The 25,558-nt window shown below is 63.9% G+C and carries 22 protein-coding genes; 12 read left to right on the top strand and 10 right to left on the bottom strand.

The genetic code is table 11. The annotated features are described in order from the left end of the window. Positions 1-28: 28 nt before the first annotated feature. Complete coding sequence (locus FRAAU_RS05740) at positions 29-955, bottom strand: LysR family transcriptional regulator (protein WP_014402623.1); 927 nt, start codon at positions 953-955, stop codon at positions 29-31. A 105-nt stretch (positions 956-1,060) separates the two neighbouring features. Here FRAAU_RS05740 and FRAAU_RS05735 point away from each other — a divergent pair, with 105 nt between their 5' ends. After that, positions 1,061-2,128 carry an SDR family oxidoreductase gene (locus FRAAU_RS05735; RefSeq protein WP_014402622.1) on the top strand — a complete coding sequence of 356 codons (1,068 nt, stop codon included), beginning with the start codon at positions 1,061-1,063 and terminating at the stop codon, positions 2,126-2,128. Between the two features lie 166 nt (positions 2,129-2,294). On the opposite strand, the gene FRAAU_RS05730 is transcribed toward FRAAU_RS05735, so the two are convergent. Next, the gene (locus FRAAU_RS05730; protein ID WP_014402621.1) at positions 2,295-3,281 is read right to left on the bottom strand and encodes a malate dehydrogenase; all 987 of its coding nucleotides are present in this window, start codon (positions 3,279-3,281) and stop codon (positions 2,295-2,297) included. Positions 3,282-3,659: 378 nt separating this feature from the next. Here FRAAU_RS05730 and FRAAU_RS05720 point away from each other — a divergent pair, with 378 nt between their 5' ends. Beyond that, complete coding sequence (locus FRAAU_RS05720) at positions 3,660-3,917, top strand: GlsB/YeaQ/YmgE family stress response membrane protein (protein ID WP_014402619.1); 258 nt, start codon at positions 3,660-3,662, stop codon at positions 3,915-3,917. Positions 3,918-3,999: 82 nt separating this feature from the next. Here FRAAU_RS05720 and FRAAU_RS05715 read toward each other — a convergent pair whose 3' ends face one another. From FRAAU_RS05715 to FRAAU_RS05705, 3 genes are all read right to left on the bottom strand, one after another. After that, complete coding sequence (locus tag FRAAU_RS05715; RefSeq protein WP_014402618.1) at positions 4,000-4,413, bottom strand: YidB family protein; 414 nt, start codon at positions 4,411-4,413, stop codon at positions 4,000-4,002. A 78-nt stretch (positions 4,414-4,491) separates the two neighbouring features. After that, complete coding sequence (locus FRAAU_RS05710; protein WP_014402617.1) at positions 4,492-4,998, bottom strand: peptidylprolyl isomerase; 507 nt, start codon at positions 4,996-4,998, stop codon at positions 4,492-4,494. Between the two features lie 144 nt (positions 4,999-5,142). Further along, a complete protein-coding gene (locus tag FRAAU_RS05705; protein WP_014402616.1) occupies positions 5,143-5,964 on the bottom strand; it encodes a sulfotransferase in 822 nt (273 codons plus the stop codon). 498 nt (positions 5,965-6,462) lie between these two features. On the opposite strand from FRAAU_RS05705, the gene typA reads away from it, so the two are divergent. Then, the gene (typA, locus tag FRAAU_RS05700; RefSeq protein WP_014402615.1) at positions 6,463-8,295 is read left to right on the top strand and encodes a translational GTPase TypA; all 1,833 of its coding nucleotides are present in this window, start codon (positions 6,463-6,465) and stop codon (positions 8,293-8,295) included. A gap of 87 nt (positions 8,296-8,382) precedes the next feature. On the opposite strand, the gene FRAAU_RS05695 is transcribed toward typA, so the two are convergent. Then, positions 8,383-9,543: an MFS transporter gene (locus FRAAU_RS05695; RefSeq protein WP_014402614.1), complete on the bottom strand. Its 1,161-nt coding sequence runs from the start codon at positions 9,541-9,543 to the stop codon at positions 8,383-8,385. After that, positions 9,540-10,592 (bottom strand): zinc-binding alcohol dehydrogenase family protein, encoded by a 1,053-nt coding sequence (locus FRAAU_RS05690; RefSeq protein WP_052317813.1) that lies wholly within the window; start codon positions 10,590-10,592, stop codon positions 9,540-9,542. Before FRAAU_RS05690 ends, FRAAU_RS05695 begins: the two co-directional genes overlap by 4 nt. A 202-nt stretch (positions 10,593-10,794) precedes the next feature. On the opposite strand from FRAAU_RS05690, the gene FRAAU_RS05685 reads away from it, so the two are divergent. Further along, complete coding sequence (locus FRAAU_RS05685) at positions 10,795-11,766, top strand: LysR family transcriptional regulator (protein ID WP_014402612.1); 972 nt, start codon at positions 10,795-10,797, stop codon at positions 11,764-11,766. Here FRAAU_RS05685 and FRAAU_RS05680 read toward each other — a convergent pair. After that, the gene (locus tag FRAAU_RS05680) at positions 11,709-12,311 is read right to left on the bottom strand and encodes a methyltransferase (RefSeq protein WP_014402611.1); all 603 of its coding nucleotides are present in this window, start codon (positions 12,309-12,311) and stop codon (positions 11,709-11,711) included. The two genes, FRAAU_RS05685 and FRAAU_RS05680, sit on opposite strands and share 58 nt — an antisense overlap. Before the next feature lie 84 nt (positions 12,312-12,395). Here FRAAU_RS05680 and mog point away from each other — a divergent pair, with 84 nt between their 5' ends. Further along, complete coding sequence (mog, locus tag FRAAU_RS05675) at positions 12,396-13,034, top strand: molybdopterin adenylyltransferase (RefSeq protein WP_014402610.1); 639 nt, start codon at positions 12,396-12,398, stop codon at positions 13,032-13,034. A 21-nt stretch (positions 13,035-13,055) separates the two neighbouring features. On the opposite strand, the gene recQ is transcribed toward mog, so the two are convergent. Both recQ and FRAAU_RS05665 read right to left on the bottom strand, forming a co-directional pair. After that, positions 13,056-14,864 (bottom strand): DNA helicase RecQ, encoded by a 1,809-nt coding sequence (gene recQ / locus FRAAU_RS05670; protein ID WP_014402609.1) that lies wholly within the window; start codon positions 14,862-14,864, stop codon positions 13,056-13,058. An 82-nt stretch (positions 14,865-14,946) separates the two neighbouring features. After that, the gene (locus tag FRAAU_RS05665; RefSeq protein ID WP_014402608.1) at positions 14,947-15,789 is read right to left on the bottom strand and encodes a tryptophan 2,3-dioxygenase; all 843 of its coding nucleotides are present in this window, start codon (positions 15,787-15,789) and stop codon (positions 14,947-14,949) included. A 255-nt stretch (positions 15,790-16,044) separates the two neighbouring features. On the opposite strand from FRAAU_RS05665, the gene pdhA reads away from it, so the two are divergent. From pdhA to FRAAU_RS05630, 7 genes are all read left to right on the top strand, one after another. Then, positions 16,045-17,121, top strand: coding sequence for a pyruvate dehydrogenase (acetyl-transferring) E1 component subunit alpha (gene pdhA / locus FRAAU_RS05660; RefSeq protein WP_014402607.1), 1,077 nt, complete (start codon positions 16,045-16,047; stop codon positions 17,119-17,121). A gap of 5 nt (positions 17,122-17,126) precedes the next feature. Continuing rightward, on the top strand, positions 17,127-18,107 hold the full coding sequence (locus FRAAU_RS05655) for an alpha-ketoacid dehydrogenase subunit beta (RefSeq protein ID WP_014402606.1): 981 nt from the start codon (positions 17,127-17,129) through the stop codon (positions 18,105-18,107). 66 nt (positions 18,108-18,173) lie between these two features. Next, positions 18,174-19,490, top strand: a complete 1,317-nt coding sequence (locus FRAAU_RS05650; RefSeq protein WP_014402605.1) for a dihydrolipoamide acetyltransferase family protein — start codon at positions 18,174-18,176, stop codon at positions 19,488-19,490. Between the two features lie 268 nt (positions 19,491-19,758). After that, positions 19,759-21,054 carry an HlyD family secretion protein gene (locus tag FRAAU_RS05645; RefSeq protein WP_014402604.1) on the top strand — a complete coding sequence of 432 codons (1,296 nt, stop codon included), beginning with the start codon at positions 19,759-19,761 and terminating at the stop codon, positions 21,052-21,054. After that, positions 21,047-23,158 carry a peptidase domain-containing ABC transporter gene (locus tag FRAAU_RS05640; protein WP_014402603.1) on the top strand — a complete coding sequence of 704 codons (2,112 nt, stop codon included), beginning with the start codon at positions 21,047-21,049 and terminating at the stop codon, positions 23,156-23,158. The genes FRAAU_RS05645 and FRAAU_RS05640 overlap by 8 nt, the downstream gene beginning before the upstream one ends. A gap of 84 nt (positions 23,159-23,242) precedes the next feature. Then, positions 23,243-24,625 (top strand): L-serine ammonia-lyase, encoded by a 1,383-nt coding sequence (locus tag FRAAU_RS05635; protein WP_014402602.1) that lies wholly within the window; start codon positions 23,243-23,245, stop codon positions 24,623-24,625. Positions 24,626-24,928: 303 nt separating this feature from the next. After that, positions 24,929-25,555 carry a hypothetical protein gene (locus tag FRAAU_RS05630; RefSeq protein ID WP_014402601.1) on the top strand — a complete coding sequence of 209 codons (627 nt, stop codon included), beginning with the start codon at positions 24,929-24,931 and terminating at the stop codon, positions 25,553-25,555. Positions 25,556-25,558 lie beyond the last annotated feature (3 nt).

The following is a 25,558-nucleotide window of genomic DNA, read 5'->3' as shown; positions in this document are numbered from 1 at the left end:
CGGTCATGCCAGGCGCGCTGCGAGGCGCTCAACAGGTGTCGCCACCGATCACCAGCCGATGCTGCAACCACTCGATCAGCAGGCTGACCTTGGGCGTCAGCTGCTGCGTTCGCGGCCACAGCAACTGCAGAGGCAGGCCGGGAATGGAAAACGCATCCAGCACCGGCACCAGTGCACCGGAAGCCAGATCATCACGTGCCAGCCATGTGGCTATCTGGCCGATGCCAAGACCTTCGCGCATGCTGGCCAGTTGCGCCTCGGCATCACTGAGCTGGATGCGGGGCCGTATCGAGCTGCGCCCGGCCCCGCCATCTTCCGAGGCATAGGTCCACGTCAATGGACGGCCATCCGGGTATCCATAACCGATGCAGTCATGCTGTGCCAGCTGATCCATCCGCATGGGCGTGCCCCGCCTGCGAAGATAAGCCGGTGCAGCACAAAAGATGAGACGCTCCCGCCCCAGCGACAGTCGGGCCATCGACTCGGGCAAGTCATCGCCCCCACCGATCCGGATCGCCAGATCCACGCCCTCCTCATGCAGATCCACGAAGCGGTCGGCAAACATCAGCTGCGGACGCAGGTCGGCGTAGCGCTTGAAGAACTCCAGCAGGACAGGCATCACGCACAGGCGCCCAAAGGTCGCCGGCAAGGCGAGTCGAAGCACACCAGTCGGCTCGCGCTGACGTGCCGCCAAGGCCGCATGGGCATCGGCGATTTCCGCCAGAATCCGGGTGCAGGTGTCATGAAATGCCTGTCCCGCCTCGGTCAGCAACAACGTGCGCGTACTGCGCTCAAACAGCACCACACCCAGACGCGCTTCGAGGCGGGCTACGCTCTTGCTTACTGCCGAAGGGGTGAGATGCAGTCGCTGGGCAGCAGCGGCAAAGCTGCCTTCCTCGGCAGCATAAACAAAGGGGACCAGCCCCTTGAGGCGCTCGGCGGGGGAAATATCCATGGATTGAAGACATAAATTCACCTTGATGAAGAAAAAATACCGCCAACAGGATTTATTCTCTCCCCTATAGTCAATCAGGAATTTCAGGCAGACTTCGGAGTCGTCATGCAGCGCAAAGCACTTGTCATCGGCATCAGTGGCGTCACCGGCCGCGCACTGAGCGAGCATCTGCTCAAGCAGGGCTGGGAGGTTCACGGTCTGTCCCGCGGTCGCACCGAGGTAATAGCCGGCTGCCACTCCATTCGCGCAGATCTGACCGACGCCGAGGCCGTTTCATCAGCCATCACCGACCTGGGTGTCAGCCATGTATTCCTCAATGCCTGGAGTCGCCAGGCGACCGAGCAGGAGAACTGCCGGGTCAATGGCGACATCGTGCGCCATGTACTGCAACCTCTGGGCCGCAGCGGCCGGCTTGAACACGCGGCCCTGGTCACCGGCCTGAAACATTACCTGGGCCCCTTCGAGGCCTATGCCGCTGGCGAGGTGCCGGATACGCCGTTCCGGGAAAGCCAAGGGCGCCAGCCCGGCGCAAACTTCTATTACGCCCAGGAAGACGAGCTGTTTGCGGCTGCTCGCGAACACGGCTTCAGCTGGAGCGTGCATCGCCCCCATACCGTGATCGGTTACGCGCCCGGCAATGCCATGAATATGGGCCAGACCTTGGCTGTCTACGCCAGTCTTTGCAAGGCTGAAGGCAAGCCCTTCATCTTTCCCGGCTCCGCGGCCCAGTGGAACGGCCTGACCGACATGACCGATGCCGACCAACTGGCCAGCCAGCTGGAATGGGCCGGCACCCACGAGGCCGGCAGGAACCAGGCCTTCAATATCGTCAACGGTGACGTCTTCCGCTGGCGCTGGATGTGGCCGGCACTGGCCGAGTATTTCGGCATTGAGGCCGCTCCGTTCGACGGCCGGGTCCGACCGCTGGAATCGCGCATGCAGCAGGCCGGGGACGGCTGGCGCCAACTGGCGCAAAAACATGATCTCAAACAGCCTGATATCGGCCAGCTGGCCACTTGGTGGCATACCGATGCGGATCTGGGCCGCCCCATGGAAGTGCTGACCGATATGAGCAAGAGCCGCAAAGCCGGCTTTCTGGACTACCGCTGCACCCTGGACAGCTTTGTACAGCTGTTCGAACGGCTCAGGCAGGAACAGCTGATTCCTCGTTGATCGGGCGGCCAGATACCTGCGCCCCATATTGTCAACGGACGCGGGTGCTGCCTTCACTTGATCGGCAACGGTGGCCCGGCCCTCTGACTCCACAACAGCCAGCGCGAGCGCAAAAAAGGGCGGCCTCGTCAGGCCGCCCTTTTCCAGTATCCGCCAGGCGGAAAGCTTACTTGCCGGCGAACAGATGCTCGACGGCAGCGCGCTCTTCGAACAGTTCTTTCTCGGTGGCATCCAGCTTGGCCTGCGAGAACGCATTGATGGCCAGACCTTGCACGATCTCGTACTTGCCGTTCTTGACCGTCACCGGATAGCCGAATATCACGCCCGGCTTGATGCCGTAGGAACCATCCGAGGGAATGCCCATCGACACCCAGTCGCCCTCGGCCGTACCCAGCGCCCAGTTGCGGATATGATCAATCGCAGCCGAGGCGGCCGAGGCCGCCGAGGAGGCACCACGGGCCTTGATGATGGCTGCGCCACGCTGCTGCACGGTGGGGATGAAGTCCTTTTCATACCAGGACTGATCCACCAGCTCCAGCGCCGGCTTGCCGTCGACCAGAGTGTGGTGCAGATCCGGATACTGGGTCGAGCTGTGATTGCCCCAGATCGTGAACTTCTTGACATCGCTGCTGTGCTTGCCGGTCTTTTCGGCCAGCTGGCTGAGGCCGCGGTTGTGGTCAAGGCGCACCATCGCGGTAAAGCACTTCGGATCCAGATCCGGCGCATTCTGCTGGGCGATCAGAGCATTGGTATTGGCCGGATTGCCGACCACCAGCACCTTCACATCGCGCTTGGCATGGTCATTCAGGGCCTTGCCCTGCGGGCCGAAGATGGCGCCGTTGGCCTCCAGCAGATCCTTGCGCTCCATGCCCGGGCCACGCGGACGCGAGCCGACCAGCAGGGCGTAATCGACATCCTTGAAAGCGACATTCGGATCATCCGAGGTCACCACCCCGGCCAAAGTCGGGAAAGCGCAATCGTTGAGTTCCATTACCACACCCTGCAGGGCAGGCAGCGCCGGGGTGATTTCCAGCAAGTGCAGGATGACCGGCTGGTCCTTGCCCAGCATGTCGCCCGCAGCAATGCGGAACAGCAGGGCATATCCAATCTGGCCGGCGGCGCCGGTCACGGCAACACGAACGGGGGCTTTCATGCAGGTGACTCCTTGAAAACAAGCATTCAGTAGGGATGAACCAGGACGGAGCGGCACGGGTCCGATGGCCTGCCGACACCGATCAGCAGGGCGTGACGCGTCCCTGCAAACAGATCGATTTTAGCATGGGGGCCTGTTGGAAGTGCTGCAAAATGCCGCACACTAGATTCGATACAACGATGCAGCGCAGCATGGCGCTCGCAGCCATCCTGAACAAGGTCCACGACCACCCCGCCCAGCTGCTCGCCATGAGGCCACCTCCCGCCTCCATGAATCGCGGGTCAGGCAAACCACGGACTGACATGTTAGCGTGGAATCAGGCGTCGACCTGCCAGATCAGGCAGGTGCGGCCCGATTTCATATCGAAGGGACAACTCAATGCATTGGTTATGGGTTTTCATCGTCGGCCTGGTGGTCGGCATTCTGGCAAAGCTGATCAGTCCGGGAAAAGATCCCGGCGGCTTTATCATCACCGGCCTGCTCGGTATCGCCGGCTCCTTTGTCGCCACCTATGTCGGCGAGCGTTTGCATCTGTGGGGACCCACCGGTGGCGCGCACTTCCTGGCCTCGATCGGCGGTGCCGTCATTCTGCTGGCCGTTTACCACTGGCTGTTCGGTCGCAACAACGAAGGCTGATCTCCCCGGCTCGATGACTGCACAGCAGAAGGGCGCCACATGGGCGCCCTTCTGCTGTGCATGCACAATGGCCTGCGACGGCTTATTTGCTCAGGAACTTGCTGGCCAGACCGGCCAGACTGCCCAGATCCAGACCGCCCGACGATGCGCCGGCTTCCGGCGTCTGGCCATTCGGCGTCAGATGATTGATCGCCGCCGGCAACAGATCGGAAAGATGGCCCAGCAAGGTATCCGGATCCATGCCGACCTTGCTGGCCGCTTCCTGCACCAGATTGCCCAGTCCGGCCTTGTCCAGCGCCTGACCCAGAGCCGAGCCGCTGACCGGCTGGTTTTCACCGGTGCCGATCCACGACTGGACCTGCTCGCCAAGACCGTGCTGCTGCAGCACCTGCACCAGGCCCTGCACGCCACCGACCTTGTCCAGCAGATCACTGGCCACGCCCATCAAGGACGCTGCCTGTCCGCCATTGCCCAACAGATTGTCCAACAATCCCATGGTCTCGTCCTCAGATGATTCAATGATTCAACGCGAAGAGAGGTGGCAGCGACCTCGGCCGCTGCCACCCCGCCCCGCTCAGCGCTGGGCCAGCGCCGCATTCCACTGAGCGACATGGTCGGCCTGGGCCGCCAGCAGCGCATCGACATCACCTTCGACCGTCATCTTCTCGATCGAATCGCCCTGCACGATGGCATCGACGACAGCCTGGTCCGCCGGACCTTCGACTTCACCGAACACGCTGTGCTTGCCATCCAGCCACGGCGTCGGGCCATGAGTGATGAAGAACTGGCTGCCATTGGTGCCGGGGCCGGCATTGGCCATCGACAGCACGCCGGGCTTGTCATGACGCAACGAAGCATCGAACTCGTCACCGAAACGGTAGCCCGGGCCACCACGGCCCGACCCTTCCGGGCAGCCGCCCTGGATCATGAAATCGGGGATCACGCGATGGAACGACAGCCCATCGTAGAAACCATGCTTGATCAGGTTGACGAAGCTGGCAACGGTCACCGGCGCCTTGTCGGCATGCAGGCGCAGATGGATGTCGCCACGATTGGTTTTGATGGTCAGACGCAAAGACATGATGAATTCCTTTTGATACGCAATCGCCGCAACACGGCGGGGCTGCCAAGCATAGCAGCCCCGCCCCGGCCAGCCCCAGTCTCTGCCTGCAGCCAGAGTCCTCGGCCATCGGCCGCGATTGCCGGCCATCGCGGCCGACCCGTTTCAGACAATGCGAACCTGTCGCAGATTGACCGCCTGGTTGGTCCAGAACGCGTCTTGATCGAATCGATGCATCAGATCCGGCGGCAGGACGGAAGGACGTGAACGAGACCGGATCGTGGGATGTACCCGGTGCAGACCTGGCGTGCCCACATGGCGGTCCAATTCGCTCATGTCGAACTGGATATCGGTGAACTCGTGCTCGAAAGCGGCTTCGCCGATAAAGTCGTAGACCGCCTGCATGGCCTGCCGCGGATGCTCGACCAGCGTTTCATATTGCAGGAGCAACAGGCTGTCACTGTCTTCGCCGTAAAAGGCTTCGCGCAAAGCGTTGTAGGCATGGGCCACCATGCCGTCACCGGTAGTCAGTGCCTCGCAGCGTGAATAGACCGTGCCGCCGGACGGGTAGTTGAAGCTCGGTGAGGGCTGGAAGGCATTGACCCGCACGACCCGCTCGATGGAATCCACGATCCAGCTGATGTCCCTGACGCAGGCGATCATCTTCGCTCCCGGAAACAGGGTCTTGATCGACCGCAGCCGGCTGCACCAGCTGCGGTGGGCATCAAACACCACGCCGCCGGCCGGCGCATCGGCGTAATACTGTTCGAACAGACCGCGCAGCACCCGCTCTCGCTGCACGTCGGAAATCAGCATCGCTGATTCATTGCGGCCGCCCATCTCATCCAGCAAGGCCGCATACATGCCGGCCACCGGGCCTCCCACCCCAGCATGGAACCGCGGATTCTGATTCAGAATGGCGGTCAGCAACGCAGCCCCGGCTCGAGGCAGCCCCGAGATAAAATGAAATTGTGCCGCCACCGCCATCATCCACAAGGTCGATCAATCGGAAAGCATTCACCGTATCCCGATTTTTCTCTTGTCGCCCCGTCTCAAAATGCGGTCAATAAATCGCCAGCCTTGCATTCCGACTGGCAGCAGCCCCCAGCAGCGTGCAAGAGGTCATTGCCGTTGATACCCGCCTGATAACCCCATGCCCCCTCCCGGCTGGAGAGATGAAGACCGTGCCGCGCCGATGCCCTGTCGAAGGATCCATGGCCACGCGATACGGCGGGGCCGCTCTTTCCGCACGTCTCGATTCCGGCCGCGATTGGCTTGCGCCATCCCCGCCACGTCATCAGGCTGGCACCTTGCCGCCATAGGTCATGCCCGGTCCGGGCTGCGGACAGCCCCGGATGCGACCCCGTTCAGGTCGCTGGCCGAGCTGGCAAGACAAAATTCACAATAAACCGCTATACTTAACGGCTTAGCTTCCTTGTCAACTTTTCTCCGGCGACGCTTGGCGTCCACTTCGGGTCTCTTGTTATGTCCATCGAAAATCTGCGCAATATCGCCATCGTCGCTCACGTCGACCATGGCAAAACCACCCTCGTCGACCAGCTGCTGAAGCAGTCCGGCACCCTGGCTGAACGTACCGTGCTGGCCGAGCGCGTGATGGACTCCAACGACCAGGAAAAAGAACGCGGCATCACCATTCTGGCCAAGAACACCGCCATCAAGTGGCAGGGCAACCGCATCAACATCGTCGACACCCCGGGACACGCCGACTTCGGCGGTGAGGTCGAGCGTGTGCTGTCGATGGTCGATACCGTGCTGATCCTGGTCGACGCCATGGACGGCCCGATGCCGCAGACCCGCTTCGTGACCCAGAAGGCCTTCGCCATGGGCTTCAAGCCCATCGTGGTGATCAACAAGATCGACCGCCCCGGTGCCCGCCCCGAGTGGGTGGTGGAACAGGTGTGGGATCTGTTCGACCGTCTGGGCGCCACCCCGGAACAGATGGAATTCCCCATCGTCTACGCCTCGGCCCTGAACGGCTATGCCTCGCTGGACGACACCACCCGCGAAGGCGACATGACCCCGCTGTATGAAGCGATCATGCAGCATGCGCCCAAGCCCGAAGTGGATCCGGAAGGCCCCTTCCAGATGCGCATCAGCCAGCTGGACTACAACAACTTCGTCGGCGTCATCGGCATCGGCCGCATCCAGCGCGGCACCTTGAAGAAGAACATGCCCGTCGCCGTGATCGATCGCGAAGGCAAGAAGCGCAGCGGCAAGGTGCTGCAGGTAATGGGCTTCCTGGGTCTGGAGCGCATCGAGCAGGACGAGGCCGAAGCCGGTGACATCGTCGCCATCTCGGGCATTGCCGAGCTGACCATCTCCGACACCATCACCGCACCCGAAAGCCCGGAAGCGCTGCCGGCCCTGACGGTGGACGAGCCGACCATCTCGATGACCTTCCAGGTCAACAACTCGCCCTTCGTCGGCAACAAGGACCTGTCCGGCGGCAAGTTCCTGACCAGCCGCCAGATCCGCGAGCGTCTGGACCGTGAAAAGGTCCACAATGTGGCCCTGCGCGTGGAAGACGGTTCGGATGCCGACAAGTTCCTGGTTTCGGGCCGTGGCGAACTGCATCTGTCGGTGCTGATCGAGAACATGCGTCGCGAAGGCTATGAGCTTGCCGTATCGCGTCCGGAAGTGATCATCAAGGAAATCGACGGCCAGAAGATGGAGCCGTACGAGCAGCTGGTGGTCGACGTGGAAGAAATCCACCAAGGTCCGGTGATGGAGCGCCTGGGCATCCGCAAGGGCCAGCTGAAGAACATGGAGCCGGACGGCAAGGGACGCGTCCGCCTGGAATACATGATCCCGGCCCGTGGCCTGATCGGATTCCAGAACCAGTTCAAGACCCTGACCCAGGGTTCGGGCCTGCTGTTCCACGTGTTCGACCATTACGGTCCGAAGGAAGACGGCCAGATCGCCAAGCGCCAGAACGGCGTGCTGATCGCCAATGCCGCCGGTACCACCCCCGCCTACTCGCTGGGGCCGCTGCAGGAGCGTGGCAAGCTGTTCGCCGCCGAAGGTGATTCGGTGTACGAAGGCCAGCTGATCGGCATCCACTCCAAGGACAATGACCTGACCGTCAACGCCATCAAGCCCAAGCCGCTGACCAATATGCGCGCCTCGGGCAAGGATGACGCGATCCAGCTGACCCCGGCGATCAAGTTCTCGCTGGAACAGGCGCTGGACTTCATCGACGAAGACGAGCTGGTCGAAGTCACTCCCAAGGAAATCCGTCTGCGCAAGAAGCACCTGACGGAAAATGACCGCAAGCGGGCCTCGCGCTCGGGCGGCTGATCCTTCGGGACGCTGACACCAAAAGGCCGCCTGTTCGCAGGCGGCTTTTTTCATGTCCGAGGCCAGTGTTTGAAGCCTGCGCACTGATCAGCAGCGCGGAAAGGCATCCCGGCCACCGGCGCGCACCAGCCACCAGGCCATCAGCAGCAAAGGCAGGGCCGCCGGTCCCAGCGCCGTCACCCCCAGATGCTTCAACAGCAGACCACCCAGCAGGCCGCCTCCGGCAATAGCTGCATTCCACGCAGTTACCAGCATCGACTGGGCCGCGTCCGCCGCCTCGCCGGCCACCCGGGCCAGCGCCGTCTGAAATACCGTGGCCGCCCCGCCGAAGGCCAGGCCCCAGCCGGCCACGACCGGCCAGATCAGCCAGACACAGGCCGAGAACAAGGCCATCCCGACGGCAGCCAACAGAAACAGCAGCGTACTGGCCAAAGCCAGGCCGCGCATGCGGGTATCCACCCATGCCCCGGCCACGGCGATACTCAACAGCGAGGCCAGCCCGAAGACCAGCAGGACGGCATCCATATGCGCTGCCTGCCCGGCAGCCTCAAGCAGCGGGGCGATATAGGTATAGAGCAGGTTATGAGCCAGTACGAATACCAGCACCAGCAGCAGAACCCGCATGACGCCCGGCCGGCGCAACGCACTCGCCATCAAATCCCCGGCCTTCGCCGTCTCGCCCGGAAAATCCGGCACCGCCAGCCGAACCCAGACCATCAGCAATACCGCAAGCAGACACATCAGAGCAAAACACGGACGCCAGCCAGCCATCGCACCCAGCAAGGCAGCCGCCGGCACACCCAGGGACAAAGCCAGCGGCGTGCCGGCCATGGCCACGGCAATCGCACGCCCCACCTGCTGCGCAGGTACGAGCCTGGCCGCATAACCGGCCAGCAGTGACCACAGCAAACCGGCCGCGAGGCCGGCAACACAGCGTGCTGCCAACACCAGCTCGTAGTCTCCCGACAGAGCCGTTACCCCATTGGCCGTGGCAAATCCCGCCAGGGTGCCCAGCAGAACCCGGCGCCGAGCAACGCGCCGTGTGGCCGCCGTCAACGGAACAGCCGCCAGCAGCGAGCCAAGGGCATAGATCGTCACGCATTGCCCAGCCAGAGCCTGCGAAACCCCCAGTCCCTCTGCCATCCAGGGCAGCAATCCTGCAGGCAAGGCCTCGGTCAGAATGGTCAGGAACGCCGTGAGGGACAATGCGAGCAAGGCCAGCCAAGGGAGGCGGGTGTCGGCCTTCATGCCTCTGCCTCCGCCATAGGCTGGAGAGGTCTGTCCACATCCCGTGCCACCACCACCTTGCCCGCCAGACCGCCTGCCTCCACCAACCGATGCGCCTGCATCAGACGCTCGGCATTCATGGGTGAGAGCATCTGGGCCACCACCGGATGCAGGACACCGGCATCGACCAGCGCCGCCACCTCGGTCAGAATGCGGTGCTGCGCCCGCATGTCGGGCGTGCGGTACAGCGGCCGGGTGAAGACCATCTCCCAATGCAGGGAAATGCTTTTCGCCTTGAACGGAGCCGCATCCAGGCTTGCATGGTCATCGATAATCGCCAACCGGCCCTGCGACTGCATCAGCTCAGCCAGCGCCGGAAGGTGCTGAGCCGTGTGCGAAAGCGCCGCAACATGGTCAACCGGGGGCACCGACAACGCCAGCAGCTGGGCCTGCAGCGGCCGGTGATGATTCAGAACATGGTGGGCGCCCTGCAGCAGGCACTGCGCGCGTCCGCGCTCGCTGGACGCCGTCGCCACCACGGTCAGCCCGGTCAAACGGCGTGCCAGCTGGATCAGCATCAGCCCGACACCGCCATTGCCGCCGACGATCAGCAGGCAGCCTTTGCCCACTGCAGCATCCCGCGCCACTCCCAGCCGATCGAACAACAGTTGCCAGGCCGTCAAGCTCACCAGCGGCATGGCCGCGGCCTCGGCAAAACCCAGACTTTCCGGCATCGGACCGACAATGCGCTCATCGACCCGCTGGCACTGGGCGTTGCTGCCGTCACGGTCGAAGCTGCCCGCATACCAGACCCTCTGCCCCGGCCTGAACAGCGTCACCGCTTCACCCACGGCATCCACGACTCCCGCAGCATCCCAGCCCAGGCTGCGGACCTCCACGGGTACCTCGACCGCACCTGTACGAACCTTGGTATCCAGCGGATTGACCGACACTGCACGCACCGAGACCAGCAGATCGTGCGGGCCGGGCTCGGGACGCTCGACGTCGACATCCTGGAGGCTGTCGGCCATCAGTGGCCCGGGCCGTCGGCAAAAGATCGTGGCCGTCATCTTGGGCCGCTTAGGCGGGTTCATGAATGTACCCCGCGATGGAAGCTTTCAGGGAACAGGCGCAGTGACAACAGGTGTCGAAGCATGGGAGCCACCAGGTGATATCGAAAGGAGCTCAACCATAGGCGGCCTTGAATTCAGGAAAAAGAGGGATAGAGTTCACTTAAGAACGGACTTAGATGTCCTTAATATCGAGGCAATCATGGACAGCGTGCACGGCTTCATGGTGTTCGTGCAGGTGGCAGAGACACGCAGCTTCGTCGGCGCAGGCCGGCAACTGGGGATCTCGGCCTCCGCCGTAGGCAAGAGCGTGGCGCGCCTGGAAAACAGGCTGAAGGTGCGGCTGTTTCACCGAAGCACGCGCAGCATGACGCTGACGGCGGAAGGCCAGCTGTTTCTGGAGCGCAGCCGGCGCATTCTGGATGAAATCGAAGCGGCGGAGCGGGACCTGTCCCTGGCCGACGCCAGTCCTCGCGGACGTCTGCGGATCAGCCTCCCCTTGGCCAGCTCCTTGATGCTTCCAGCGCTGGGCGCCTTTATGCAGGCCTATCCCGACATCGAACTCGATCTGGACTTCAGCGATCGACTGGTCGATGTGATCGAGGAAGGCTTCGATGCCGTGATCCGTACCGGCCCGCCCACCGACTCACGCCTCAGCGCCCGTCGACTGGGAAGCTTCCGTTCGATACCGGTCGCCTCGCCGGATTATCTGGCCCGCTACGGCACGCCGCAGATACCCGCCGATCTCGCGATACACCGATGCCTGCATTATCGCTTCCCCAATACCGGCAAGCTGGAGCCCTGGGACCTGGATGGCACCGGACACGATACCGAGCCCAGGCTGCCGATATCCATGATCTGCAACAATATGGAAACCCGAACGGCTTTCGCCCTGCAGGGACTGGGCATTGCCTATCTGCCGGAATTTGCGGTCAGGGATGCACTGGCCGAAGGACGACTGCATGTCGTGCTGGCGGCCTATGCCCGCCGGCGTGGCGTGTTCCATATTCTGTGGCCGGCCAGTCCGCATCCCCTGCCAAAGATCCGGGCCCTGGTGGATTTTCTGTCGGCACGGGTGTTTCCAGAAACCGCCTCCGCAACCTCGGCGACGCCCGATCAGACCCAGGCACGCTCCAGCGCCGCGATGCGACGCTCCAGCCGCGGCCCCAGATAGCAATGCGAACCGCAGGGCAGCAGCCCGGCCTCGCCGAAGGTCTTCAGATACCAGGCCGGGCTGCGATTGCGGAAACCTTCGCGGTCACCGGCGACATCGTCTTTCGAGGTATAGACCTCCATAAAGGCGATACCTTCCAGCATGTCGACAACGCCTTCCAGTCCGGCCCGGATCTCGGCCGGCGCAAGATAATGCAATACATCGGTACAGACGACGAGATCATAGCGCTGGTCGAAACGCAGATATTCCAGCTGACCGAAACTGGCCAGCCCGATCTGACGGGTGCGCCCGTAACGCTGCACCACATACTCGCTGGAATCCAGGCCGCGATACTCGATTTTCGGCCGCAGTTTTTTCAGCTCGGCGCGCCAGCGGGCCTCGCCGCAGCCGATATCCAGCACATTGCGGATCGAGCGGCCCAGATAGTACTCGGCCTGGGCTACCACCATCGCCACCTTGCGCCTCAGCTCCGCCGGCGAGGCCACGGCATGCTCCGGGTCGCGGTACCATTTGTCGAAATAGGCTTGTTCGTATGGCTTGGCCATGGCTCGTCCCTGGTCGTGAAGCCGCCCATGGTAGCCGATACGGCCTCGCCCACCGATATGCCCGATCTTTCCAGGAGCGTCCCCATGTCCGATCAAAGCCTCGCCGCCCCCACCGCCCCGGCGGAAACCGGCGCATCTCGTCCGCTGCGCGTCGGTGCCGTCTCGATTTCGGACCGCGCCAGTCGTGGCGACTATGTCGATGCCGGCATCCCCGCCATTCACGACTGGCTGGACTCCGCCCTGAGCAGCCCCTGGCAACTGGAAACCCGGCTGATCGCCGATGATCGCGCCGCGATCGAGGCGGCCCTGATCGAACTGGTGGATGTCGCGCGATGTGATCTGGTGATCACCACCGGCGGTACCGGCCCCTCGCGCCGTGATGTCACGCCCGAAGCTACCCTGGCCATCGCCACTCGCGAAATGCCGGGCTTTGGCGAGCAGATGCGCCAGATCAGCCTGCAGTTCGTGCCGACCGCCATTCTTTCGCGGCAGGTGGGTGCACTGCGCGAACTTGCCGATCATGCCGCCTTGATCATCAACCTGCCGGGCCAGCCCAAGGCCATCCGGCAGACTCTGGAAGGCCTGCAAGCCCGTGACGGCAAGGCCGCCGTACCCGGCATCTTCGCGGCCATCCCCTACTGCCTGGATCTTATCGGCGGCCCCTATATCGAAACCCGTGATGAGGTCTGTGCTGCTTTCCGGCCCAAGTCCGCCCGGCGCTGATGCAGGATCTGCGCGACCGGTCTATTCGGCAGCGTTGATCACGGCCAGGAAATCCCGTCCGTAGCGGGCCAGCTTGGCCTCGCCGACGCCACTGATGGAGCCCATCTCGGTCTCGTCGGCCGGCAGGGCTCGAAGCATCGCCAGCAGGGTCGCGTCATGGAAAATGACGTAGGGCGGCACACCGTGCTGTTTGGCCAGCTGACTGCGCAAGCCCTTCAGGGCATTCCACATCGGCTCCTCGTAGGCTTCGATGCCGACACTGGCGCCCGTCACCAGCTGACTGTCCCTGCGCCGCGCCGCTTTCGGCTGCAGCTCCTTGCGCAGCCAGACCTGCTCGCCGCCGGTCAGTACCTTGCGGCTAGCCTCGGTCAGACGCAAGGTGCCGTGGGATTGGCCGTCGGCCTCCAGCAGACCCAGGGCCAGTACCTGGCGGAAGATCGAGCGCCACTGCTTCTCGTCCAGATCAGCACCGATACCGAAGGTGCTGAGCTTGTCATGCCCCAGCTGGCTGACCCGGGCGGTGGCATGCCCGCGCAGAATGTCGATCACATGGCCGGAGCCGAAACGCTGGCCGCTGCGGAACACGCAGGACAAGGCTTTCTGTGCACAGACCGTGGCATCCCAGGTCGCCGGGGGCTCCAGGCAGTTGTCGCAATTGCCGCAAGGCCCGTCGCTGGTCTCGCCAAAAGCCGCCAGCAACAGCACGCGCCGACAAGTGGTCGCTTCGGCATAACCCAGCAAGGCCTCCAGTTTCTGCCGCTCGATCCGCTTGCGATCATCCGCCGATTCCGACTGCGCGATCATCTGGCTCATGGTGACCACGTCATTGAGACCGTAGACCATCCAGGCATCCGCCGGCAGCCCGTCACGACCGGCACGACCGGTTTCCTGATAATAGCCTTCGATGCTGCGCGGCAGATCCAGGTGGGCAACAAAACGGACGTCGGGTTTGTCGATCCCCATGCCGAAAGCCACCGTGGCCACCATCACCACTCCGTCTTCGCGCAGAAAACGCTGCTGGTGCTCGCTGCGCAGCGCCGCCTCCAGGCCGGCATGGTAGGCCAAGGCATTGAAGCCCATGGCCTGCAGCCAGCCTGCCGTTTCGTCCACCTTTTTGCGACTCAGGCAGTAGATCACCCCGCTGTCGCCGCGATGATCGGCCAGAAAGGCTTCCAGCTGCTTGCGCCCCTGCTGCCGCTGCCCGACCCGGTAACGGATATTGGGGCGATCGAAACTGGACAGGAACTGGCGTGCCTGCTGCAGGCCCAGACGCTCGATGATCTCTTCGCGGGTCCGCGGATCGGCGGTGGCGGTCAAGGCAATGCGCGGCACCTGCGGAAAGCGGCGCTGCAGTTCGGCCAGCTCCCGGTATTCGGGCCGGAAATCATGGCCCCATTGCGATACGCAATGGGCTTCGTCGATGGCGAACAAGGCAATCTCGATCCGTTCCAGCATCGCCAGCAAGCGCGGGCTCAGCAGCCGCTCCGGCGCGACATAGAGCAGCTGCAGTTCGCCGCTCATCATCTGCCGCTCGACTGCCCGCTGCGCTTCGGCATCAAGGCTGGAATTGAGATAGGCCGCGGCCACGCCCAGCTGGCGCAGTGCATCGACCTGATCCTGCATCAAGGCAATCAGCGGTGACACCACCACGCCAAGACCTGACCGCAACAAGGCCGGCACCTGATAGCACAGCGACTTGCCGCCGCCGGTCGGCATCAGCACCAGCGCATCACCACCTTCGGCGACATGCTCGACCACCGCCTGCTGCTGTCCGCGAAACGCGGTATAGCCGAACACGGATTGCAAAATGGAACGGGCAGTAGAACTCATCCGGCAGATGCTAGCAAAAAAGCCGGAGCCGGACCCGACCGGCCGGTCAAGCCCTTGTGCAGACCCGTCCCCCTTGCCGGCCTCAAAGTCCGGTCCGGATCGCCAGCAACTCAGGAAAAAAGCTCTGGTCCAATACCTGACGCAGGAAGTCCAATCCACTGGAACCGCCCGTGCCCCGCCGCCAGCCGATGACGCGCTCGACGGTTTTCAGGTGCCGGAACCGCCACAACTGGAACTGCTCTTCCAGGTCGACCAGCTGCTCGCAGAAGGCATAAGCCAGCGGATAACGCTCGCGCTGCTGATAAATCGCCCGGAACACCGGCCACAACCGCTCATCCGGCGGCCGTGGCCGGCTCCAATCGCCTTGCAGACAGTCTTCCGGCACCGCATGCCCTTGCCGATGCAGATGCAGCAACCACTCCTGATACAGCGAGGGCTGCTCCAGCAAAGCCTGCAACCGCTGCTGCGCTTCGGGCCGATCCGCGAACATGTCCAGCAGGTCCGGATTCTTTTCGCCCAGCATAAACACCAGCTCGCGGTATTGTGCCGACTGGAACCCGGAGCCTCGCCCCAGCACGGGCCGGAATTTCAGATAATCGACCGGACTGAGGGTTTCCAGCACCGACCACTGTTCGTACAACTGCGCCTGGATCGTCTTGACCCTTTGCATGCCCGTCATGGCGCGACTCAATGCATCGGCCCTTACCGCGGCAAGAATGGCCTCCAGCTCGTGGACAAACAGCTTCATCCACAACTCGGCGACCTGGTGCTGGACGATAAACACCATTTCGTCATGCTGTGGCGGTGAACTCAAGGGCCGCTGGGCCGACAGCAGCACATCCAGTTGCAGATAGTCGGCATAGCCCGACTCCGGTGACACGGCCATCTCGCCGGCGCCACTTACCTCACGCGAAGAAGTCTTCATGATTCATGAATTTGGACAAGTCTCTTTATAGTACCCCGGCTTCTGCCACAATCTGCGCCGGCCACCACGCGGCAGCCAAGCCACTGATCGATCTCGGCAAACGCAGGATGCGACTACGTCAAACAGAACTCGCTCATACAGTCAACCTTGCGAACCCGAGGCCCGGCCTGTTATCAAGGCAGGCTCATTCCGGTTTCCCGCCCCTTTGCAGGTCGTGTCGGGAAGCCTTCAAACCATGATGCAACGGAGCGCGTAGTGGCCATTGCCGCCAAATTCGAAATCGACTACGTACAATACATGGACGCCGAAGGGCGTCTGGTCCGCGAGGATCTGCCCGAGTTTGCCCGCGACCTGGATCATATGGTCGAGCTGTACAAGCTGATGGTGTCCACCCGCATCTTCGATGCCAAGTCGGTCGCCATGCAGCGTACCGGCAAACTGGGTACCTATGCCTCCTGCCTGGGTCAGGAAGCCACCCAGGTAGGGATCGGGGCCGCGATGCGTCCCGAAGACGTCCTGAGCCTGAGCTACCGCGAGTACGGCGCCCAGCTGTATCGCGGCGTCCAGCCCCGCGAGGTCTATACCTATTGGGGTGGTGACGAGCGCGGCAATGACTACCAGCAGGAACCGGCCCGCCACGACTTTGCCTGGTCAGTGCCGATCGCCACCCAGTGCCTGCATGCCGCCGGCGCGGCGCTGGCCTTCAAGATCCGCAACGAGCCGCGGGTAGCGGTGTGCTGCGTCGGCGACGGCGGCACCTCCAAGGGCGACTTCTATGGCGCCATCAATATGGCTGGCGCCCAGCAGTTGCCGCTGGTGGCGGTGATCATCAACAACCAGTGGGCGATCTCTCTGCCCCGACACCAGCAGACAGGTGCCAAGACGCTGGCACAGAAAGGCATCGCCGCCGGTCTGTACTCGGTGCAGGTGGACGGCAACGACATCATCGCCGTCCGCGCCGTGGTCGAAGAAGCCATCGAGCGCGCCCGCAACGGCCAGGGTGGCAGCGTGATCGAAGCCGTCACCTATCGCCTTTCGGACCACACCACGGTCGACGATGCCCGCCGCTACCGCGCCACCGAGGAAGTCACCGAGGCCTGGACCCGCGAACCGGTCAAGCGCCTGCGTGCCTGGCTGGAAAGCCAGGGTGTCTGGGACGAGACCCGCGAAACGGCCTGGCAGACCGAGTGCGACGAGTGGATGGACAACGAGGTCAATGCCTATCTGCAGACCGCCGCCCCGGAAACCGGCGCGATGTTCGACTACACCTTTGCCGAATTGCCCGTGGACCTGGCCCGCCAGCGCCAGTCCGCGATCGACCGGGAGCACTGAAAGCCTTGCCACATCTCACTTTGATTGAAGCGGTCACCCAGGCCCTGGCCCATGAAATGGCCCGCGACGAGAGCGTCGTGGTGCTGGGCGAGGATGTCGGCCTCAATGGCGGCGTGTTCCGCGCTACCGCCGGCCTGCAGGAACGCTTCGGCGCCTTGCGCGTCATCGACACCCCGCTGGACGAAGCCACCATCGCCGGCGTCACCGTCGGGCTGGCCACCCAGGGCATCAAGGCTGTCGCCGAAGCCCAGTTCGAGGGCTTCATCTATCCGATGATGGAGCACATCGCCTGCCATGCGGCCCGCATGCGCAACCGCACCCGCGGACGACTGACCGTGCCGGCGGTATTTCGCGCGCCATGGGGCGGCGGCATCCATGCGCCCGAGCACCATTCGGAAGCCAACGAACATCTGTTCACCAATATTCCGGGCCTGCGGGTGGTGATGCCATCCTCGCCGGCCCGCGCCTACGGCCTGTTGCTGGCCGCGATCCGCGATCCGGATCCGGTGATTTTCTTCGAGCCCAAGCGGCTGTATCGGCACTCGAAGGAAGACGTGCCGGACGACGGTGAAGCCCTGCCGCTGGATGTCTGCTTCGTGCTGCGCGAAGGCCAGGACGTGACCCTGGTGACCTGGGGTGCCCAGGTCAAGGAATGCCTGGAAACCGCCGATGCCCTGGCGGCCGAAGGCATCAGCGCCGAAGTCATCGACGTGGCCACCCTGACACCGCTGGATTTCGATACCATCGCCGCCTCGGTAGCCCGCACCGGCCGCTGCGTCATCGTGCACGAAGCGCCGAAAACCGCCGGTTTCGGCGCCGAAATCGCCGCCCGCGTCGCCGAGGAATGCCTTTACAGCCTGCTCGCACCGGTCGAGCGCGTCACCGGCTACGATGTGCACATCCCGCTGTTCCGCCAGGAAATGAAGTACCTGCCCAGCGTCCCGCGTATCATCGACGCCGTGCGCCGCACCCTCGCCGTCAGCTGACCCGGGCGCGTCTCGCGCCCTCATCTTTCAATACCTCTCGAATCAATACGTCTGGAACATCCGCACATGGCCGAAACCAAGACCTTCCACCTGCCGGATCTGGGCGAGGGCCTCCCTGATGCCACCATCATCGAATGGCATGTCGCCCTCGGTGACGCCATCAAGCTTGACGCGCCGCTGCTGACGGTGGAAACCGCCAAGGCCATGGTCGATGTGCCCTCGCCTTATACCGGCATCCTGACCCGCCGCCATGGCGAGGCCGGCTCGGTGGTGGTCACCGGCCATCCGCTGGCCGAGTTCGAACTGGACCCGAACGCCAGGCAGCGTGCCGAAGCGCAGCCCACCGGCCATCACCATGCCCCGGCTACCGAGGCGCCGCGTGCCGATCAGGGTTCGGTGGTCGGTGCCATGGTTGCCGGCGATCAGGTGCATGTGGAACAGACCCTCAGCCGGGACGGCGTCAAGGCCGTGCCGGCGGTACGGGCTCTGGCCCACAAGCTGCGGGTTGACCTGCAGCAGGTGATGCCCAGTGGCGCCGATGGCGTGATCACCATGGACGATGTCAAGCTGGCCGCCGCGATCGGCTGCGCCCGGCTGCCCAGCGAAGCCCCGCGCCCGCAGGGTCGGCCCGCCACCGAGATCGCCCCTCCTGTTGCCGCGCCCAGCGTCGAGATCCCGCCCCAGCGTGCGCCATTGAGCCAGGCCGGCAAGCCGATCCGCACCGCACCGCCCAGCCAGCCGACCCCGGGTCAGCCCGAACCGCTGCGGGGCGTGCATCGCAATATGGCCAGGGTCATGGCCGATGCCCACGCCCAGGTGGTACTGACCACCCTGGTCGATGATGCCGACCTGCATGCCTGGATCGGCAAGCAGGACATCACGGCCCGCCTGGTCCGGGCCGTGGTCGCCGCCTGCCGCATCGCTCCCGCGCTGAACGCCTGGTTCGACGGCAAGGAACTGACCCGGACCCTGCATCCGCATGTGGATCTGGGCATTGCGATGGACAGCGCCGACGGCTTGTTCGTGCCGACCCTGCGCAATGCCGACATGCTGGATGCCGCCAGCATCCGCGAAGGCATCAACCGTCTGCGCAGCCAGGTCGAGGACCGCAGCATCGCCCCCTCCGAACTGACCGGCAGCACCATCAGCCTGTCCAACTTCGGCACCATCGCCGGCCGTTACGGCACGCCGATCGTGGTCCCGCCGGCCGTGGCCATCATCGGCGCCGGCCGCCTGAGCCACGACGTGGTGGCCGTGATGGGCGGCATCGAAGTCCATCGCCGGCTGCCGCTGTCGCTGAGCTTCGACCACCGCGCCGTCACCGGCGGCGATGCCGCGCGCTTCCTGAAAGCCATGCTGGACGATCTGGCCCTGCCGCACTGAGCCAGACCACCGACGGCGCCGTTTGCCGCCGGTGGTCACCTGGCTTTCACGCAGCCGATATATCGCCTGTGGTTTCGTAAGGCCCAAGACGTCGCCAACGCCCCGGCAGGATGCATGGGGCTGACCGTCGAGACATCGTGCAGCCGTTTGTGATCCGAGCCTGCGGCCAGGCGCCGCCGGGGCAAGGACCGGCCCCGCCTTTCATGACGGGATGACGCCGGCAGGCCCGGGCAGCGTCGACACCGCCGGCCTGCAAGGGAATGCAGCCATGGCCCAACCCATCTTCCGGCCCCAGGCCTTGCAGCATCAGCGCCAGCGCTGGAACGGCCACGCCATGCTGGCTACGCCGCTGCCCCTGATCGCGGTCACGGCCGTCTCGCTGCTGTTTCTCGCCGCACTGCTGTGGTTGCTGATCGAAGGCCGCTATACCCGCCGCGTCAGCGTCGGTGGCGAGGTGATCACCCAGCCGCATGCCATCACCTTGTACGCGCCACAGCAGGGCTATGTCTCGCAGGCCTTGGCCAGCCCAGGCGAGGTAGTCGTCAAGGACGCCGTGCTGTACCAGCTGAACGTGGACCGCAGTACCCGCTCCGGCGAGGTCAACAGTCGTGGCGCCGAACAGATCCGCAGCCAGATCGAGCGCATCGACACCATCGTCGCCAGCCTGGAAACCAGCAAGACCCAGACCCTGGACAATCTGCGCCAGCAGCTGGCGATGTACCGGCAGGACCGCAGCCAGGCCCGCAAGGTCGCCGACAGCGCCCGGGTCGGCATGGGGGACATGCTGCGCAATATGCAGAACTACGAGTCGTATCTGAAACGCGGACTGATCACCAAGGATCAGAGCAGCAACCAGCGCTACCTGTATTACCAGCAGCAGTACCAGTACCAGAGCCTGTACAGCCAGAGCCGCCAGGATGAGCTGCAGATCGCCAATATCGGCAGCCAGCTGACCACCCGCGCCGCCGAATTCGACAACCAGATCGCGCAATACCGCGCCCGGCGTGATGATCTGCAGCGCCAGCTGGACGAGACCGAGGCCAAGGGCAGCCTGCTGATCAAGGCGCCCGCCCCCGGCCGCGTGCAGTCCATGGCGGTGACCGTGGGACAGATGGTGCAGCCCGGCGACAGCCTGGCCCAGCTCAGCCCGGCAACCGACAGCGCCTGGCGGCTGATTTTCTGGGTGCCCAGCAGCAGCGTGCCCTATGTCCGGCCCGGCCAGCACATCAATATCCGTTACGATGCATTTCCGTATCAGAAATTTTCGCAATTCGACGGTCTGATCACCTCGGTTTCGGCCGTGGCCGCCGCCCCCCAGGAAATGGCCAGCTACAGCAATCCGCCGGCCGCCGATCCACGTACCGGCGGCCGTGCCGATACCTTCTACAAGGTGACCGTGCAACCCGGGCGTGTCCATTTCCGCTACCGGGACAGCCAGCTGCAACTGTCCAGCGGCATGCGCGCCGAAGCCACCTTGTTCCTGGAGCGGCGGCCGCTGTACCAATGGATTCTGGCCCCGTTCTACGATATCCGCACCAGCGTCAGCGGTCCGGTGCATGGATAAGCCGCACTGGGGCGAAGCCATGCGTCGTCTGCAGCTGGGCCTGCGCCGGAACGTGCCGCAGATTCTGCAGACCGAGGCCTCCGAATGCGGACTGGCGGCACTGGCGATGGTCTGCGGTCATTTCGGCCTGCAGGTGGATCTGCCCTGGCTGCGCCAGCACTACGGATTGCCGGCCCAGGGGGCGCATCTGGGCCAACTGGTGGCCATCGCCAGGGCCTTGCAACTGGACAGCCGTGCCTTGACGCTGGAACTGGATGAGTTGAAGGCCTTGCGCCGGCCCTGCCTGCTGCACTGGGACTTCAACCATTTCGTGGTATTGGTCGGCCTGCGTCGCGGCCGGCTGGTGATCCACGACCCGGCGATGGGACGACGCGTAATCAGTCTGGCCGAGGCCTCCCGCCACTTCACCGGGGTGGCACTGGAAGTGTGGCCGACCGCCGAATTCCGGCCCCGCACCCAGCGCCAGCGCCTGCGGCTGTGGCCGTTGCTGGCCCAGGTGCGCGGTCTGCGACCGGCCCTGGCCAAGATCTTCAGCCTGTCGCTGGTGATCGAGGCCATCAATCTGCTGACCCCGGTCGGCACCCAGCTGGTGATGGACCATGTCATCATCGCCCGCGACCATGGCCTGCTGATCACCATCTGTCTGGGCCTGCTGTTCTTCACCCTGTTCCGCAGTTTCGTCGCCACCCTGCGCGCCTGGATCGGCATCGTGCTGGGCGCGCTGATCGACGTGCAGTGGAAAGCCGGCCTGTTCGAGCATCTGGTGCGCCTGCCGCTGGCCTATTTCGAAAAGCGCAAGCTCGGCGACATCCAGTCACGCTTCGGCTCCCTGAACACGGTGCGCGCCACCCTCAGCACCCAGATGGTCAGCGGCATCATCGACGGCGTGATGAGCCTGGGCCTGCTGGTGATGATGATGCTCTACGGCGGCTGGCTGGTCTGGGTCGTCGTCGGCTTCACCGCCGTCTATGCCGGACTGCGACTGGCTACCTACCGTTCCTATCGACAGGCCTCGGAAGACCAGATCGTGAAGGAGGCCCGCACCGGCTCGCACTTCATGGAGACCCTGTACAGCATCGCCACCCTCAAGGCACTGGGTCTGACCGGCAGCCGTGGCCGGCTGTGGCTGAACATGAACGTCGATGCCATCAATGCCCGCATCCACATCACCCGGCTGGACATGCTGTTCGGCGGCATCAACACCTTTATCGCCGCCATCGACCAGATCGCCGTGCTGTGGCTGGGCGCCAGCCAGGTCATCGACAACCACATGACCCTGGGCATGTTCGTGGCCTTCAATGCCTATCGCGGCCAGTTCTCGGATCGCGCCGGCAATCTGGTCAGTCTGGCCATCCAGCTGCGCATGCTCAGCCTGCATAGTGAACGGCTGTCGGACATCGCCATGAGCGAACCCGAGGCCGAGGCCCCGCCGCGGATGCTGCTGCCGCCCGATGCCCAGGCCGGCCTGGATCTGCGCGGACTCAGCTTCCAGTACGATGTCACCGCTCCACCCATCATCCACCGGCTGGACCTGAGCATCGCCCCCGGCGAAAGTGTGGCCCTGACCGGTCCTTCGGGTCTGGGAAAGACCACCTTGATGAAACTGATGTGCGGCCTGCTGGTGCCGACCGAAGGTCAGATCTTCGTCAACCAGCTGGACATCCACAAGGTCGGCCTCAACAACTACCGCGACCAGATCGCCTGTGTACTGCAGGACGACAAGCTGTTTGCCGGCTCGATCACCGACAATATCGCCGGCTTCAGCGAGGACGTGGATCGCGACCGCGTCATCGACTGCGCCATCCGCTGCCATATCCATGCCGAAATCATGCAGATGCCGATGGGCTACGAGACCCTGATCAGCGAACTGGGCGGCAGCCTCAGCGGCGGCCAGCGCCAGCGCCTGCTGCTGGCCCGCGCCCTGTATCGGCAGCCGAAGATTCTGTTTCTGGACGAAGCCACCAGTCATCTCGATCTGGCCAATGAGGCCCGTATCAACCAGGCCATCGCCGAGCTCAGCATCACCCGCGTCATCATCGCCCATCGCCCCTCGACCATCGCCAGTGCCGACCGTGCGATTGCTCTGGATCGTCCCTCCGTCTGAGCCCGGACGGGCCATCTCGCCAACCATCGCCTTGAACTGTGCCCCACGCGTAAAATGGCGGATCAGGTTTGGTGGCAGGATTCCATGGCAGTCAGCGTTTTCGATATCTTCAAGGTCGGCATCGGCCCTTCCTCGTCCCATACGGTGGGGCCGATGCAGGCGGCCGCCCGCTTTGTACGGCGCTGGCTGAAGGCGGCCGGCAAACTCGAACAGGTCCAGCGTATCCGGGTCGACCTGTATGGCTCGCTGGCCCTGACCGGGCGCGGCCACGGCACCGATACCGCGATCCTGCTGGGGCTGGAAGGCCAGCACCCGGACACCATCGATCCGGACATGATTGCTGGCATGCTGGCCGACATCCGCCGCAACCGCCGGATCCGCCTGTCCGACACGGTCGCTGTCGATTTCGATGAAAAACGCGATCTGCAGTTCAACAAGCGTCAGAAACTGCCCTTCCATACCAACGGCATGCGCTTCACCGCCTGGAACGCCCTGGGCGAAGAACTCGCGCGCGGCGATTATTACTCCATCGGCGGCGGTTTCGTGGTCAACCACGACGAGGCCTCCGAAAACCGCATCGTTCCCGATACCACGCCCCAGCCCTACCCCTTCGCCAGCGGCGACGAGATGCTGGCCTTGTGCGATCGCCATGACTTGAGCATCGCCCAGCTGATGCTGGCCAATGAAAAGGTCTGGCGCAGCGAAGCCGAAATCCGCGAAGGCCTGCTCCATATCTGGCACGTGATGCAGGCCTGCGTGGCACGCGGCATGCGCTCGCCCGGCGTACTGCCCGGCGGCCTGAAGGTGGGCCGACGCGCCCCGGCCATGGCCGCCGAACTGCGCGACCGCCCCGAACAGGCCTTGCGCGACCCGCTGACCATTCTGGACTGGGTCAATCTGTATGCTTTGGCGGTCAACGAGGAAAACGCCGCCGGCGGCCGCGTCGTCACCGCGCCGACCAATGGCGCGGCCGGCATCGTGCCGGCGGTGTTGCACTACTACCACCGCTGTACCGCCTCGGCCACCGACGAGGGCATCATCGACTTTCTGCTGACCGCCGGCGCCATCGCCATCCTGTACAAGGAAAACGCTTCGATCTCCGGCGCCGAAGTCGGCTGTCAGGGCGAAGTCGGCGTCGCCTGCTCCATGGCTGCCGGCGGCCTCACCGCGGCCCTGGGCGGCAATATCTGGCAGGTCGAGAACGCGGCCGAAATCGGCATGGAACACAATCTGGGCCTGACCTGCGACCCCATCGGCGGCCTGGTCCAGATCCCCTGCATCGAACGCAATGCCATGGGCTCGGTCAAGGCCATCAACGCCAGCCGGATGGCCCTGAAAAGCGACGGCAAGCACCGCGTCTCGCTGGACAAGGTCATCGCCACCATGCGCGCCACCGGCCGCGATATGAAGGACAAATACAAGGAAACCTCGCGCGGCGGCCTGGCCGTCAATGTCATCGAGTGCTGAGGGCAGACCGTCACAAAACACCTCCCCTCCCCACTCCTGAAGCAGAGGGCCGCGCTGGCTGCCCCCTGCCCCACCCGGCGCCGCCATCCCCGGCGAACCCGGACCTCACGAGATGGCCGGCACCCCTGCCTGCTTTTCCCGTCCGGCAGGCTTGCCCCGAGCGGGACACTCCCATCGTTCGACGGATTTCAACATTCAGGCACCCTCTCAGTACCGGGCAGGACCGTGCCCACTTGTCATAAATGACAAACGCGACAAGGGCGACTATATTGATTTTACCCCGAAGCCGTTTGGGAGATGACCATGCCCTCCAACATTGATTTCATTGCCCGGCGTCTGCCGCGTGTCACGGTGGACGATGTTCACCGTTTCACGGATGCCGTCGACATCCGGGATGCAGCAGCGTTCGCGGCCGAGTTGCAGGCCTTCGTCCACGAGCGCGTGGAGGCAGTGAAGCTGCCAGCCAAGCTGGAAGGCGAAACAGTGAGGCAGTCTTTGGAGCGCAAGGCGGCCGTGCTGCGCGCCGACACCCCTTGGGCACCGACTGGAACCGACGTCCAGCGAGGCCGCGCCGCGCTGCTGGACGCCTTCAACCAGCCGCACAATTTGCTGATCCCCGTGTACGCGAAGCTGGCGAACAAGTCGCGGCAGCAGATCTACAAGGACATCCTTGCCCGCCGACTGCTGGCGCTCAACGTGGGGCCGCGCGGCCAGAAGGTGCCTGACTGGCAGCTCGATCCGGCAAAGCAGCAGTTGACCCGAACCGTACTTCAGAAGGTCGAGGGCATCGACCACTGGACGATCTATCGCGCACTGTCCGAGCCGCTCGAAGGCCTGGGCGGTCGCTCAGCGGTGGACGCGGTGACGAATGGCACGATCGATGACGTGGCGGAAGCCGTGTTCAACGTGCTGGGCTTGCAGATGCATTGAATC

This window comes from Frateuria aurantia DSM 6220 (genome assembly GCF_000242255.2).
In the GTDB taxonomy this organism is placed as follows: domain Bacteria; phylum Pseudomonadota; class Gammaproteobacteria; order Xanthomonadales; family Rhodanobacteraceae; genus Frateuria; species Frateuria aurantia.
The sequence above is the reverse complement of the archived record's forward strand: the minus strand, read 5'-3'. Positions and strand labels throughout refer to the sequence as shown.

What these genes read in the sequence shown, in the direction of transcription:
- FRAAU_RS05695 (WP_014402614.1), bottom strand. Translation starts at nt 9,543, where the DNA reads ATGAAGGCCGACACCCGCCTCCCTTGGCTGGCCTTGCTCGCATTGTCC.
- FRAAU_RS05705 (WP_014402616.1), bottom strand. Translation starts at nt 5,964, where the DNA reads ATGGCGGTGGCGGCACAATTTCATTTTATCTCGGGGCTGCCTCGAGCC.
- FRAAU_RS05740 (WP_014402623.1), bottom strand. Translation starts at nt 955, where the DNA reads ATGGATATTTCCCCCGCCGAGCGCCTCAAGGGGCTGGTCCCCTTTGTT.
- FRAAU_RS05650 (WP_014402605.1), top strand. Translation starts at nt 18,174, where the DNA reads ATGGCCGAAACCAAGACCTTCCACCTGCCGGATCTGGGCGAGGGCCTC.
- typA (WP_014402615.1), top strand. Translation starts at nt 6,463, where the DNA reads ATGTCCATCGAAAATCTGCGCAATATCGCCATCGTCGCTCACGTCGAC.
- FRAAU_RS05685 (WP_014402612.1), top strand. Translation starts at nt 10,795, where the DNA reads ATGGACAGCGTGCACGGCTTCATGGTGTTCGTGCAGGTGGCAGAGACA.
- FRAAU_RS05640 (WP_014402603.1), top strand. Translation starts at nt 21,047, where the DNA reads ATGGATAAGCCGCACTGGGGCGAAGCCATGCGTCGTCTGCAGCTGGGC.
- FRAAU_RS05690 (WP_052317813.1), bottom strand. Translation starts at nt 10,592, where the DNA reads ATGACGGCCACGATCTTTTGCCGACGGCCCGGGCCACTGATGGCCGAC.
- recQ (WP_014402609.1), bottom strand. Translation starts at nt 14,864, where the DNA reads ATGAGTTCTACTGCCCGTTCCATTTTGCAATCCGTGTTCGGCTATACC.
- FRAAU_RS05635 (WP_014402602.1), top strand. Translation starts at nt 23,243, where the DNA reads ATGGCAGTCAGCGTTTTCGATATCTTCAAGGTCGGCATCGGCCCTTCC.
- FRAAU_RS05735 (WP_014402622.1), top strand. Translation starts at nt 1,061, where the DNA reads ATGCAGCGCAAAGCACTTGTCATCGGCATCAGTGGCGTCACCGGCCGC.
- FRAAU_RS05645 (WP_014402604.1), top strand. Translation starts at nt 19,759, where the DNA reads ATGGCCCAACCCATCTTCCGGCCCCAGGCCTTGCAGCATCAGCGCCAG.
- FRAAU_RS05720 (WP_014402619.1), top strand. Translation starts at nt 3,660, where the DNA reads ATGCATTGGTTATGGGTTTTCATCGTCGGCCTGGTGGTCGGCATTCTG.
- FRAAU_RS05730 (WP_014402621.1), bottom strand. Translation starts at nt 3,281, where the DNA reads ATGAAAGCCCCCGTTCGTGTTGCCGTGACCGGCGCCGCCGGCCAGATT.
- FRAAU_RS05630 (WP_014402601.1), top strand. Translation starts at nt 24,929, where the DNA reads ATGCCCTCCAACATTGATTTCATTGCCCGGCGTCTGCCGCGTGTCACG.
- FRAAU_RS05680 (WP_014402611.1), bottom strand. Translation starts at nt 12,311, where the DNA reads ATGGCCAAGCCATACGAACAAGCCTATTTCGACAAATGGTACCGCGAC.
- mog (WP_014402610.1), top strand. Translation starts at nt 12,396, where the DNA reads ATGTCCGATCAAAGCCTCGCCGCCCCCACCGCCCCGGCGGAAACCGGC.
- FRAAU_RS05715 (WP_014402618.1), bottom strand. Translation starts at nt 4,413, where the DNA reads ATGGGATTGTTGGACAATCTGTTGGGCAATGGCGGACAGGCAGCGTCC.
- FRAAU_RS05665 (WP_014402608.1), bottom strand. Translation starts at nt 15,789, where the DNA reads ATGAAGACTTCTTCGCGTGAGGTAAGTGGCGCCGGCGAGATGGCCGTG.
- FRAAU_RS05710 (WP_014402617.1), bottom strand. Translation starts at nt 4,998, where the DNA reads ATGTCTTTGCGTCTGACCATCAAAACCAATCGTGGCGACATCCATCTG.